At 70.2% G+C, this 12,662-nt stretch carries 9 protein-coding genes; 5 read left to right on the top strand and 4 right to left on the bottom strand.

The features are described 5' to 3' along the window. The 3 genes from OP79_RS44025 to OP79_RS44015 all read right to left on the bottom strand — a co-directional run. The coding region (locus OP79_RS44025; RefSeq protein WP_033328778.1) for a dihydrodipicolinate synthase family protein at positions 1-450 on the bottom strand (450 nt) is incomplete at its 3' end. Then, entirely contained in the window at positions 447-1,880 is a 1,434-nt protein-coding gene (locus tag OP79_RS44020) for a fumarylacetoacetate hydrolase family protein (RefSeq protein WP_033328777.1), read from the bottom strand. The genes OP79_RS44020 and OP79_RS44025, both read right to left, overlap by 4 nt. A 10-nt stretch (positions 1,881-1,890) precedes the next feature. Further along, positions 1,891-2,916: a ketopantoate reductase family protein gene (locus tag OP79_RS44015; RefSeq protein WP_157857482.1), complete on the bottom strand. Its 1,026-nt coding sequence runs from the start codon at positions 2,914-2,916 to the stop codon at positions 1,891-1,893. A 157-nt stretch (positions 2,917-3,073) separates the two neighbouring features. On the opposite strand from OP79_RS44015, the gene OP79_RS44010 reads away from it, so the two are divergent. The 5 genes from OP79_RS44010 (at position 3,074) to OP79_RS43990 (ending at position 9,458) form a co-directional block, all read left to right on the top strand. Continuing rightward, entirely contained in the window at positions 3,074-4,720 is a 1,647-nt protein-coding gene (locus OP79_RS44010; RefSeq protein WP_033328775.1) for a PucR family transcriptional regulator, read from the top strand. A gap of 202 nt (positions 4,721-4,922) precedes the next feature. Next, positions 4,923-5,702: a class II aldolase/adducin family protein gene (locus OP79_RS44005; protein ID WP_033328774.1), complete on the top strand. Its 780-nt coding sequence runs from the start codon at positions 4,923-4,925 to the stop codon at positions 5,700-5,702. 76 nt (positions 5,703-5,778) lie between these two features. After that, positions 5,779-7,125: an MFS transporter gene (locus tag OP79_RS44000; protein ID WP_106972638.1), complete on the top strand. Its 1,347-nt coding sequence runs from the start codon at positions 5,779-5,781 to the stop codon at positions 7,123-7,125. A gap of 78 nt (positions 7,126-7,203) precedes the next feature. Beyond that, a complete protein-coding gene (locus OP79_RS43995) occupies positions 7,204-8,253 on the top strand; it encodes an MBL fold metallo-hydrolase (RefSeq protein ID WP_033328773.1) in 1,050 nt (349 codons plus the stop codon). A 161-nt stretch (positions 8,254-8,414) separates the two neighbouring features. Continuing rightward, positions 8,415-9,458 carry a LacI family DNA-binding transcriptional regulator gene (locus OP79_RS43990; RefSeq protein WP_033328772.1) on the top strand — a complete coding sequence of 348 codons (1,044 nt, stop codon included), beginning with the start codon at positions 8,415-8,417 and terminating at the stop codon, positions 9,456-9,458. A 67-nt stretch (positions 9,459-9,525) separates the two neighbouring features. On the opposite strand, the gene OP79_RS43985 is transcribed toward OP79_RS43990, so the two are convergent. Next, positions 9,526-12,567 (bottom strand): alpha-L-rhamnosidase, encoded by a 3,042-nt coding sequence (locus OP79_RS43985; protein ID WP_245685662.1) that lies wholly within the window; start codon positions 12,565-12,567, stop codon positions 9,526-9,528. Positions 12,568-12,662 lie beyond the last annotated feature (95 nt).

Here is a 12,662-nt window from a genome sequence, read left to right as displayed (position 1 = left end):
GACGGCCGTGCGCGAGGGCACGTTGTACGCGACGATCGGCAGATCCGGGAACTCCCGGGCCACCGTCGCGTACCACTGATACAGCGCCTCCTGCGTGGGCCGCGCGTAGTACGGCGTGATCACGAGCGCGGCATCCGCACCCAACTCCCTTGCTGCAGCAGTGATTTCGAGGGTCTCGTCAAGCTTGTGCGAGCCCGTGCCGGGCAGGAACGGCACCCGGTCGCCGATCTCCTCGACCGCCGTCCGCATCCCCGCGATCCGCTCGGCGACGCTCTGCGCGCTGGGCTCGCCGGTGGAGCCGCCCAGCGAGATGCCGTGCGAACCGGACTCCAACTGGAAGCGGATCAGCCCGGCCAGACTGTCGTGGTCGACCGCCCCATCGGCCGTGAACGGGGTGACCACCGGGGCGATCGAGCCCCGGATCGTGGACGGGTCGCTGCGGAACTTCACTGTGCCTCTCCCTTGCACCAGGTCTCGTACGCATCCCGCCAGGTCGGGCCCAGCGGATACAGGCCGTCGACGCTCGCCCCGGCCCGCACCTGCTCGGTGATGAACCGCTCCTGCCGCTCCTGCTCCCGGCAGTCGGCGATCAACTCCGCGGCGAGATCAGGGGGTACGACGACCACGCCGTCGTCGTCGCCCACGATCAGGTCGCCGGGCTGCACCAGGGCCCCGCCGCAGGCGACCGGTACGCCGGTGTCCCAGGGGACGTGGCGGCGGCCGAGCACCGACGGGTGCGCTCCGCCGTGGAACACCGGCAGCCCCAGTGCGGCGACGGCCGCGCTGTCCCGCAGTCCTCCGTCGGTCACAACCCCGGCCGCGCCGCGCTGCTGCGCGCGCAGGGCGAGGATGTCGCCCAGGGTTCCGGCGGAGGTGTCCTGCCGGGCGTCCATCACCAGGACGTGGCCGGGCTGAAGCTCCTCGATGGCCCGCTTCTGGGCGTTCATGCCGTTGCCGTACCGCTCGAACAGGTCCTCGCGCAGCGGCAGATAGCGCAGGGTGTGCGCGACGCCCACCATGGTGGCCGTGGGGCTGAGAGGTCGTACGCCGTCGACCGACATGTGCGGCAGACCGCGCCGCCGTAGCTGCGCGCTGATCGTCGCCACGGCCACCGAGCGGAGGCCGCGGGCGAGGCTTTCGTCGAGAAGTGGGCCGGGTACGTACGCGGATCCGTACGCCGACTCCTCCTCGGCCCGGTCCACCTTGGGCTGTGCGCCCCACGGCTCCAGGTCGTGCTCGGCGGAGGCGATCGGGCTGCGCAGCACTCCCGTGCTCAACCGGCCGTCGCCGACCTCCACTTCGACCACGTCCCCCGGCTCGACCACCGAGGCTCCGGCCGGTGTGCCGGTCAGGATCACGTCGCCGGGTTCCAGGGTGACCAGCCGCGACAGGTCCGCGACCAGCTGACCGAAGGGGAACAGCAGGGTGTCGGTCGTGTCGTCCTGGACCACCTCGTCGTTGACCCACGTCCTCAAGCGCAGTCCGGCGGGGTCGAGTTCGGTGGCGTCCAGCAGCCGCGGACCGATCGGGGTGAAGCCGTCCGCGCCCTTGGAGCGCAGGTTGGAGCCCCGGTCGGCGTACCGCAGGTCGTACACGCCCGCGTCATTGGCGGCCGTCACCCAGCGGACGTACGACCAACCGTCCTCCGGCGCCACGCGCTGCGCGCGGGAGCCGATGACGAGCGCGATCTCGCCCTCGAATCCCATGAGTTGGCAGCCGCGTGGCCGGATGATCGCTTCCTCGGTGCCGGCCAGCGACGACGGTGGCTTGAGGAAGTAGGAGGGGTGGGCGGGGGTTCGTCCGCGCTCCTTGGCCCGGCTGCGGAAGTTGAGGTGGACAGCGATGATCTTCGATGGGGGGTTCCCCAAGGGATGTGGCAACGGGGCTCCTTCAGCTGCCGGGCGTCTCGCCGAGGCGGCGGACGCGCTCGCGGAGGGCGAGCAGTCCGTGCACCGCGTCGAGGGAGGGGGACGGGACGCCTGTGCGGCGCGCGAGTTCGCGTACGGCACCGATGATGGTGTCGAGTTCGAGGGGCCGGCCACGGTCCGCGTCCTGCAGCATCGAGGTGCGGAACGCGCCGAGTTTGCGGGCGATGTCGAGCCGGTCGTCGGCCGTCATGGCGTTCTCGATGCCCAGTGCGGCACCGACGGCCGCCGTCTCGTCGAACATGGCGGCGCAGATCTGCCGTACGTCCGGGTCGTCGAGGATGTCCAGGACGGTGGCGCCGGTGAGCGCGCTGACGGGGTTGAGGTTGACGTTGCCCAGGAGTTTTTCCCAGATGTCCCGGCGGATGTCGGTGCTGGGTTCCGGGCGGACGGGGCCTGCGGACAGGGCTGCGGCGCACCGTGTGATGCGGTCGGAGATGCCGCCCGTCGCATCGCCGATGATCAGCCTCGTGCCGCTGACGTGGGTCACCCGTCCCGGCCCGTCGGCTGCGCTGCTGAAGTGCGCCACCCCGGACATCACGCGCTCGGCGGGCAGGAGGCGCAGCAACTCGCTGTCGGGGTCGACCGATCGCAGAACGGGGTCTCCGCCGGCGTGCTCGACGGTGGACAGCAGCCACCAGGGCACTCCGTTGGCGACGACGAGTACGTCCACGCCGTGCTCGATCCACGTCCGGATGGAGCGGGCCGCCGGGAGCAGGTGCTGGCTCTTGACGCAGACGACGGCCAGGTCCGGGACGGGCAGCCCCGCGGTGTCGTACGCCGTGGGGAACCGGTGCCGCGCCTCGGTTCCCGTCTCGGTGCTCCGCAGCCCGAGCCCGTGCGCGGCGATCACGGCGAGGTGCGGGCCCCGCCTTCCGAGCAGGGAGACCTCGGCGCCCGACGCGGCGAACGCCCCGGCGAGGGTGGCACCGACGGCCCCGGGGCCCACGATGGTGATCCGATGCGCCATGGCAGGCGGTTGCGGCGACATCGTCGCACCTCCATCTCGAGTGGTGGTCGATCCGTCGGCCGATGGCGGCCGTTCGCAGCGAGCATGCGCCGTGGCGCAGCCCGCAACAATGTCGGCACCTACACTCACGAAGGGGCGGTGATGTAGATTCCGACACTCTTTGAACAGGAGGGTCGGCATGACCGCGATACGCCTCGATCAGCTCGTCGAGGCCCTACAGGGCGGCGTCATCAGCGTGCTCTCCGAAGGCGATGCAGGTGGTGCGGGCGCAGACGGTGTGGGCGAACAGCCGGTCATCGGCGTCGAGTTGCTGGACTGCCCGGAGGCGCTCGGGACCACCGCACCCGGACATCTGCTGCTCGGTGTCGGTCTGGACATCGGGGACCGTACGGCACTGGCCGCGGCTCTTCGGACGGCGGCGGACAGCTCCTGCGCACTCGCCGTCAAGTGCGCCGATCCCGCACGCCCGGACGTGGTGGCGCAGGTCCGCGAGACGGGAGTTCCTGTCCTGGCCGTCGAGCCGCAGGTGCCGTGGACGCGCGTCCAGCGCCTGGTCACGACCATCCTGGCCGCGCGCGCGGCGGGTACCGAATCCGGCGGTGGGACGACGGGCGGCGATCTGTTCTCCCTGGCCAACGCGGTCGCCGGAATCGTCGGCGGGGCTGTCGCGATCATGGATACGCAGCAGGTCGTGGTCGCCTACTCGAGCCTGCCCGACCAGCCCATCGACGAGACCCGGCGACGCGGGATCCTGGGCAGGCGAGTGCCCGAGGACGCGCTCGCCGATCACCTGGACCGGGCGGTGTGGGTGAGCGACGCGGTCGTACGCCGGCATCGGCCCGGGGATCTGCCGCGCATGGCCGTGGTCATCAGGGCGGGCGAGGACGTGCTCGGTTCCCTGTGGGTGGCGTTCTCCGACGAGACCGCGGTCACCGACTGCGGGCCGGCCCTGCAGGAGGCGGCCCGGGTGGCAGCGCTGCACATGCTGGCGCTGCGCCGCCAGGTCGACGCGGAGCAGGAGAGGCGTGACCGCGCCCTGCGTTCCACGCTGGAAGGGCAGCCGGAACAGGGCGACCCGCGCGGCGGCGTCCGCCTTCCCGCCGTACTGGTCGGGCTGGCCGAGACCGTACGGGAGACGAACGGCGAGGAGTCGTCGGAGGCCGGCCTCGCGGCCCGGCACCGCGCCGCTGCGATGCGGATGCTCGACCTGGCCGTCCTCGACGGCCGCTCCCTCGGCCACGAACCGGCGGCGGCCCTGCTCGGAAACCGCGTCTACGTGCTGCTGCCGACCGCCGGTTCCGGCTCCGTGTCCACCGGTGTCCTGCTGGACCACCTCCTGGACCGGGCCGGACACAGCCTGCACCGGTCGTTCACCGCGGTCCACTCCCCCACCGCCGGGACGCTTCCCGCGCTCCTCTCCGCCCGCCGCGACATCGACGCCGCGCTCGATCACCTCGGGGAGCAGCGCGCGGACCCGGGCGCGTACCGCACCGAGGACCTGCGGCCGGAGTTGGTGCTGCGGCGGCTCGTCGGGGCCGTACGCGACGAGCCCGAACTGCGTACCGGCATCGCGGAGCGCCTACGGGCACACGATGCCGAGCACGCCACCGACTACGCGGCCACGCTCCTCACGTATCTGCGGCACTTCGGCGATGTCGCCGCCGCCAGCGGCGAGTTGCACATCCACCAGAACACGCTGCGGCTACGGCTGCGCCGGGCCGAACAGCTCTTCGGCGTATCGCTTACCGACCCAACACGACGCCTCCTGCTGACGCTGGAACTGACTGCCCTCGCGGGCCTGTCACAGCCGCCGACGACGGAATGACGTACGGGTGTCGTTCCTCTCACGACGGCACCCGTATCCGCCAACTGCCCAGCCGTTATGTCGAATCGGACATCGTACAGCGACTTTCGATGGCGACCTCGACATTGGTTCCCCGGCGGTCGGACACCCATGCTCCTGGACACCGAAGGGCGCCGCCCGCCGCGTACCGGCGATGCCCATGGAGCAACCAAGGAGCACGGCAGTGACCGTTCTGGACACCCCGACGAGCACGGCGAAACCGGCGCGCATGAGCGATGCGGAGTGGCGGGCGCGGCTCGAACTGGCCGCGTGCTACCGGATCTTCGATCACCTCGGCTGGGTCGAGATGATCTTCAACCACATCACCGTGCGCGTGCCCGGCGAGGACGGGCACCTCCTGATCAACCCGTTCGGCCTGATGTACAACGAGGTGACCGCCTCGAACCTGGTGAAGATCGATCTCGACGGCAACGTCCTGTCGGACTCGGACTGGCCGGTCAACGAGGCAGGGCTGCTGATCCACTCGGTGATCCACGCCAACCGGCCCGACGCGCACTGCATCATGCACACCCACACCACCGCGGGCACCGGAGTCGCCTGCCTGCGCGGCGGACTGGACCCGAACAACTTCTACGCCGCCCAACTGCACGGCATGGTCGCCTACCACGACTTCGAGGGCATCACCGTCGACCCCGAGGAGAAGCCACGCCTGGTGGCCGACCTCGGCAACCGCGACCTGATGATCCTGCGCAACCACGGCCTGCTGGCGCTGGGGCCGACCCTGCCCGCCGCGTTCGCCTCCCTGTGGACCCTGCAACGGGCCTGCGAGATCCAGCTCGCCGCCCAGTCGTCGGGGCAGCCGCTGACCCCGGTGACCCTGGAGGCGGCGGTGCGCTCGACCAAGGAGTCCTTCCAGATGGGCGACCGAACCGAGTCGGGCAGGACTCTGTTCGACGCGCTGCGCCGCAGGATCGACCGGATCGCCCCCGACTACGCCGTCTGACACCGCTCACGCCCCCGCACCCCCGTCCCCGTCCCCTCCCCGGGCCAACGACGACCCGACGACGATCGGACTCCCCATGTCCCCATCCGCTCAGACATCCGGCAGTCAGCACCGCACCGTCGCGCTCGCCGCCATGGCGGGCACCACCATCGAGTGGTACGACTTCTTCATCTACGCCCTGTGCACCGGGCTGGTCTTCAACAGCCTGTTCTTCGACGGGCTCGGCGAGAACTCACTGATCATCTCCTTCGCGACCATCGGCATCAGCTTCTTCTTCCGGCCGGTGGGAGCCGCACTCGCCGGCCACCTCGGTGACCGCATCGGCCGCCGCGCCATGCTCATCGCCACCCTGCTGCTCATGGGCGTCGCGACCACCCTCATCGGTCTCGTGCCGTCGTCCAGTTCCATCGGTACGAGCGCTCCGGTCGTCCTCGTACTCCTGCGGATCCTTCAGGGGCTGTCCGCCGGCGGCGAGTGGGGCGGCGCCGCGCTGATCTCCGTGGAACACGCGCCCGCGGCGCAGCGCGGAAGGTTCGGGGCCTACCCCCAGCTCGGAGCGCCGCTGGGCCTGCTGCTGGCCAACGGCGCCCTGGCCGCCGTCACCGCCCTCACCACGGACGACCAGTTCCTCGCCTGGGGCTGGCGCATCCCGTTCTTGGCCAGCGTCGTCCTCGTCGCCGCCGGTTTCGTCATCCGGCGCAAGGTGGAGGAGAGCCCTGTATACCGGGAGTTGAAGGAGTCCGGGAGCCAGTCGCGCGCCCCGCTCGCCGTGCTGTTCAAGGACCACTGGCCGCTCGTCGTGGCCGGTGCCCTGCTGTTCGCCGCCAACAACGCCGTCGGCTATATGACCACGGGCGGCTACGTCCAGAGCTATTCGGTGAACCATCTCGGCATGGACCCGACGACGATCCTGATCGGCGTGATGGTCGCCGCGGTGGGCTGGCTGGTCAGCACCATGGTGGGCGGCCGGTTGTCCGACCGGTTCGGGCGCCTGCGCGTCTACCGGATCGGCTTCCTCATCCAACTCGCCTGGATGTTCCCGTTCTTCGCACTGCTCAACACGGCGAACATCGGACTCGTCGTCGTGGCGCTCGTCCTCTACAGCTTCGGCCTCGGACTCACCTACGGGCCGCAGGCCGCCCTGTTCGCGGAGCTGTACCCCACTGCCGTCCGGTACAGCGGTGCGGCACTGTCGTACGCCGTCGGAGCCGTCCTCGGCGGCGCCTTCGCCCCGATGATCGCCGAAGCCCTGCAGTCGAGCACCGGCACCGTGTACTCCGTCGGCGTCTACCTCGCGGGGGTCACGGCGGTCGGACTGGCCGTCACCTTCGTCCTGAAGGAACGCCTGGGTGTGCCGCTCGGCGACGCAGGGGCCGACGAGAAGGACGAGCAGGCGGCACTGACCACCTCGAGTAACCCCTGACCGGCGAAGAAGCCCTCCCCCACAAAGCCTGCCGCTCCCCGTCCCCACCCATCCCCTCACATCAAGGAGCCACCCCCCATGAACGAACCGCACACCGACGCAACCCGCCCGGCACTCACTCGCCGCCGCTTCTGGCAGCTCGGCGCCGCCACGGCGGTCACGGCCAGCGCGGCGGCGCTGCTCGCGGACCGCGCCGACGGGGCCCCGGCGGCCCCGGGCGACACCGCGCAGGACTACTTCGACCGGGCTGCCGAACTCGCCGGTGACAACCCGGTCTTCAAGAGCATCGTCAACGCGCTCACCGTCGGCTACACCCCTCCGCGACCCGCTGCTCCCGCACCGCTGCGGATCTTCGACAACGTCGGGGTGGTGAGCGTCGGTTTTGTGTCCGCCACGGCGATCCTCACCTCACGCGGGATCATCCTCATCGACGCCCTGAACAATCCGGACGAGGCCGAGCAGATCCTCGTCCCGGGGTTGCGCGAGCTGGGAGCGGACCCGTCGACGATCAAGTACGTCGTGGTCACCCACGCCCACGGCGACCACTTCGGCGGCGCACAGTACCTGGCCGACCAGTACGGCACGCGCGTCATGATGGCCCCGGCCGACTGGGACCTCCTCGCCTCCACCGCCCCGGCCAACGCGCCCACCCGTGACCTGGACATCGCCGACGGCCAGAAGCTGACCCTGGGAGACACCACGCTCACGCTCCACCACACGCCGGGCCACACACCCGGCAGCGTCTCGCCGTTCTTCCCGGCCCGGTGGCAGGGCCGCACACACACCGCGATGACCTGGGGCGGGACCAACCCGCCCACAGCCACCGCGAGCAAGGAGACCTACCTCTCCTCCATCCTCACCTTCGCCTCCCGGATGCGGCGGGCCGGGGTCGACGTCGAACTGAGCAACCACGCATTCGCCGACTACGGCCTGGAGCGCATGGAAGAGCTGCGCGCCGCGCCCGACGGTCGCGACAACCCCTTCGTCATCGGCGCCTCCGGGGCACAGCGCTTCATGAAGGTCATGGAGAACATGCTGCGGGGCCGTATCGCCCAGGACCAGGAGGCGGCCACCACCGCGTCGACGACGGCGGCAGCCGCGAGTGTGCATACCGCGGGTTGCTGCTGACGACCCCTGGTGCCCTCGGAACCGCCATTACGAGCGGGAAGAAGTTCAGCGACTTCTCTTGACGTGTGCCCTGCAACTGCGTAGACATGACCGCGCGGTCAGACCGCGCGGTCATGCAGTTGACCTCGTTCGATGCAGGCATACGGCTATGAGGAGACGTGATGACACCAGGGGTGGGACGCACCTCGGACTCGCCTGCGCCGCGCAGCGCGGACGTGGCCCGTGTAGCCGGAGTCTCGCGCAAAACGGTTTCACGGGTCCTCAACAACGAGCCGTATGTCTCCGACGATGCCCGCCAACGTGTCCTCGCAGCCGCCGGCGAACTGGGCTACCGGCTGAACCACGCGGCCCGTGCGCTGGCTTCCGGGCGTACCCGCTCCATCGGAGTGGTCGCTCTGGGTACGGCCGGATACGGCACCGCCTCGCTCCTTGTGCGCATAGAGCACGCCGTGCGGGACGCGGGGTACGCACTGCGCGTGGTCAACACGCCGGACGGCGACCCGGAAGGGATCGCCGACGCAGTGGAGTCGCTCCTCGAGCAGGGTGTGGACGGAGTCGTCGTCTCCGAGCCGATCGTGGAAGGAGAAGTCTCCGTCCACGCCGACGTGCCGGTTCTCTTCCTGGGAGCGCCGCCGGCCTTCGACGCTGACCGGACGCTGACCGTGGGCGTGGCCGCCCACCAGCTGGCACGGGTTGCCACCGAACATCTGCTGGCTCTGGGACACGTGACCGTCCATCACCTCTCCGGACCGCTGCGGTGGTACGCCTCCAAGGACCGCCTGGAAGGATGGCGGGCCGCACTGGCGGCACGGGGCGCATCCGAACCACCTGTCGTCGAGGGTGACTGGTCACCCGCCTCCGGGTACGCGGCGGGCCGCGAGCTGGCCTCGGACCCCTCCGTGACCGCCGTGTTCGCGGCGGGTGACGAGATGGCCATCGGCCTCATCCACGCCCTGCGGGAAGCCGGGCGCCGTGTGCCGGAGGACGTCAGTGTGGTCGGGTTCGACGGCACTCCGGTCTTCGCCTACGTCACGCCTCCCCTGACCACCGTGCGTCAGCCCTTCGACGCCGCGGCACGGGAAGGAATCAGGCGGCTCGTGCACGCCATCGAGAAGCCGGACACCGACCTGCCGCCGGCGAGCGACCCACCGGTCGAACTCGTCGTCCGTGGCTCGACCGCGCCCCCGCCGCCCCACCAGGGCTAGGCCCTGTCTCCCCACCGAAGTGGCCGGTCTACGGTACCGGCGCTGGTACCGCAGACCGGGGTGCTGCTCAGTGCAGCCGGGCGGTCAGGTGGTACCGGCCGGACGGGATCCGGTACGAGGCCACCCCGTCCGCGTGACCGAGGAAGCGCACCCCCTCCGCTCGCGTCAAGGGCGTGCGTCCCTCGCGGACGGCGTCGGCGGAGGTGGCCGGAAGCCGCAGGGTCGCCTCGCTGTTCGCCGGCACCACAGCCTCGTACACGAGGGCCCCGCCTCCGTCCTCCACCTTCCACCCGCTCCTGATCTCGCCGTACGGCGACTCGTACGAGCCCGACACCCGCGTGATCCTGCCCGTGGGATCGATGTGGGGCTGGAGCAGGAAGCGCTTGAAACCGGGGCTGTCCGGGTCGCGGGCGATACCGGCCATGTACGCGTACATCCACTCCATGATCGCGCCGTACGCGTAGTGGTTGAAGGAGTTCATGCTGACCGGGCCGAAGCCGGCGTCCTCGGAATAGGAGTTCCAGCGCTCCCAGACGGTGGTGGCGCCGTTCCTCACCGAGTACAGCCAGGACGGGAGCGCGTCCTGGTGCAGCAGTTTGTACGCCAGGTCGGCGCGGCCCTCCTCGGTGAGGACGGGGGCGAGGACGTTGACGCCGAGGAAGCCGACGGACAGCGTGTTCTCGGCGTACTTGATCCGGGTGCTGTTCGGGTGGGCGGCCTTGTAGGCCTCGTCGTTGCCGATGTTGTCCGCCAACAGGCCGATGAGCGTGCGGCGTTGAGCCTCCGTCTCGTAGAAGCCGAGTTTGAGGACCCACAGCAGCGCCGACTGGCTGTTGTCCTCCGTCTTCTCGTTGGGGTCGGCGCCCGGTTCGATCGGTGACGCTTCACCCAGGCTGGACTTCACCGTGACCCGGCCGCCCTCGGTGCTCAGGTACTTGGTGATGAACGCCTGCTTGATGCGCCCGAAGAGCCGGTCGTACGCGTCTCCCTCCGCCGTCCGGCCGATCGCGTGGGCCATCTGCGCCATCAGCCGGGCGACATAGCCGTAGTAGACGTCGCTCATGAGCTGGGCGCTGGTCTTCTGCGGTGCCAGCCAGTCGCCGGTGAGGGAGCCCTGTCCGGCGTAGGTGTCGCCGGTCTGCTGCCGGATCCAGTCCAAGTACCTGGTCATCGCGGGCCAGTTGTCCCTGACCACGGTCGCGTCACCGGTCATCTGCCACACGGTCCACGGCACGATGACACCGGCGTCCGCCCAACCGCTGCCGCCGCCCGGGAAGTTGTACCGTCCGCCGGGCGCGACCCCGGTGAACTGCGCCTTGTCCGCGCCATAGATGACCGCGGAGTCGACGACGGTGTCCTGGAAGTGACTGAGGAAGACACCGGCGTCCGCGTTGTAGAGGCCGGTCTTGGCGAAGACCTGGGTGTCGCCGGTCCAGCCGAGGCGTTCGTCGCGTTGCGGGCAGTCGGTGGGCACCCAGAGGTAGTTGCCGCGCTGGCCCCAACGGATGTTCTCCGCCAGCTTGTTGATGTCGGGGTCGTCGGTGGTGACGGTTCCGGTCTCACGGATCGCGGACGTGGCGACCTTGCCGGTCAGTCCGGTGATCGTGACGGTCTCCGTCGCGGTCACGGACACGTAGCGGAAGCCGTAGAAGGTCAGGGAGTCCTGGTGGGTCTCGCCGTGCCGGTCGCCCTTGAGGACGTACGTGCTGGTGGCCTTGGCGCTGCGGAGGTTGGCCCGGTAGACGGAGCCCTCGGGGCCGTCCGCGCCGGCGCTGTCGTCGTTGAGCATCTCGCCGAACCTCAACTCGACCCGGGCTCCGGCCGGGCCGCGCAGGCGGTAGCGGGCCACCCCGACCATGTTCTGGCCGAGGTCGAAGACGGCGGTCTCGCCGCTGCCGATCGTGACCGGGGCGGAGGCCGCCTTCGCGGGATCGGTCACCGTCCGGGCCGGGTCCACGACGATGCGCCCCCTGCCGCCCGGGCTGCCGTCCTGTCCGGTCACTCCGGTGGCGACGGTGATCGACTCCGGTCGGCGGTCCCACTTCGACATCAGGCGTGCGGTCTCGCCCGGGTAGGCGAGGAGTTGGACGTCCGGGTACTTGTCCTCGAAGGCGACGCGTTCCACGTCCGACCACGCGGAGTCGTCGAAACCGTGCGCCGTCCAGCCCGGCAGCTCCATCCGGGCGTCGTAGGTCTGGCCGTCGTAGATGTCGTCGGCCCGGTAGGGACCGGTGTCCGTGGCCTTCCAGCCGCCGTCCGGCGCCGTGACGACCGTCTGCGACGTGCCGTCGGCGTACCGGATCAGCAACTTGGCTTTGACCGCCAGGGCGTTGCCGTCCTTGGAGTAGTACGTACTGCCGTCGGATACGCGGCCGTTGTACCAGCCGTTGCCCAGGACGACGGCGAGGGTGACGTCCGCCTCCCGCGTCATGAGGTCCGTGACGTCGTAGGCGAGGTAGTTGACGCGCGCGTCGTAGTTGGTCCAGCCCGGGGGCAGCAGTTCGGTCGTGGTGCCGCCGTCTTGCGGAACGGTCAGGTGGTGTCCGTTGACGTGTGCCTCGTACACGCCGAGGGCCGAGACGTACAGCCGTGCCTCACGAACCCGGGGCCGGTTCTTCAGGGCTGCTTCCTTCCGCAGCATCGGTGCCCCGGCCGAGTTGGGGGTCTTCCCCTTCATCCCGATCCACTGCGCGCCCTCCCAGCCGCCGACACCGTCGGTGCTCATGAGGCCCGTCTCGAAGAAGGCGGGGGACGCCGTACCGACCGGACGCCCTTCGGCGTCCCAGACGGTGACCGTCCAGTGATAGCGACTCGATGCGTGCAGGGGCTTGCCCGCATAGCGGACGGCCACCGAGTCGGGCGAGGCGACACGACCGCTGTTCCAGACGTCGGCATGGGCAGCGGTCAGCTTGTCCGGGGAGCTCGCGACGAGGATCTGATACGCCCCCTGGCTCCGCCCGCGCGCCGCGGACCGCATACGCCACCCGAAGCGCGGCCGGCCCACGTCCACACCGAGGGGATCAGTGCGGTGTTCCACGGTCAGCCCCCATACCGTGCCGCCCTCCACACGGCGGGCCGCTTCCGCCGCCGTGCTCGTTCCACCTCCCATGAAACCGGCCCCTACCGACACGGCGCCGGCCGTCGCGGCGAGCACGGTTCGGCGACGTAATGCCGGTCCGTGTCGGCGGGGTGGAATTCCTTCGC

The sequence above is a fragment of the Streptomyces yerevanensis genome, from assembly GCF_000716805.1.
GTDB classification, from domain to species: Bacteria; Actinomycetota; Actinomycetes; order Streptomycetales; family Streptomycetaceae; genus Streptomyces; species Streptomyces flaveus.
Note: the sequence above shows the minus strand (reverse complement) of the source record. Positions and strands in the feature narration are given on the sequence as shown.

Bases quoted from the DNA above. Each gene is read 5' to 3' on its own strand.
- OP79_RS44015 (WP_157857482.1), bottom strand. From the start codon at position 2,916: ATGTCGCCGCAACCGCCTGCCATGGCGCATCGGATCACCATCGTGGGC.
- OP79_RS44010 (WP_033328775.1), top strand. From the start codon at position 3,074: ATGACCGCGATACGCCTCGATCAGCTCGTCGAGGCCCTACAGGGCGGC.
- OP79_RS44000 (WP_106972638.1), top strand. From the start codon at position 5,779: ATGTCCCCATCCGCTCAGACATCCGGCAGTCAGCACCGCACCGTCGCG.
- OP79_RS43995 (WP_033328773.1), top strand. From the start codon at position 7,204: ATGAACGAACCGCACACCGACGCAACCCGCCCGGCACTCACTCGCCGC.
- OP79_RS43990 (WP_033328772.1), top strand. From the start codon at position 8,415: ATGACACCAGGGGTGGGACGCACCTCGGACTCGCCTGCGCCGCGCAGC.
- OP79_RS43985 (WP_245685662.1), bottom strand. From the start codon at position 12,567: ATGGGAGGTGGAACGAGCACGGCGGCGGAAGCGGCCCGCCGTGTGGAG.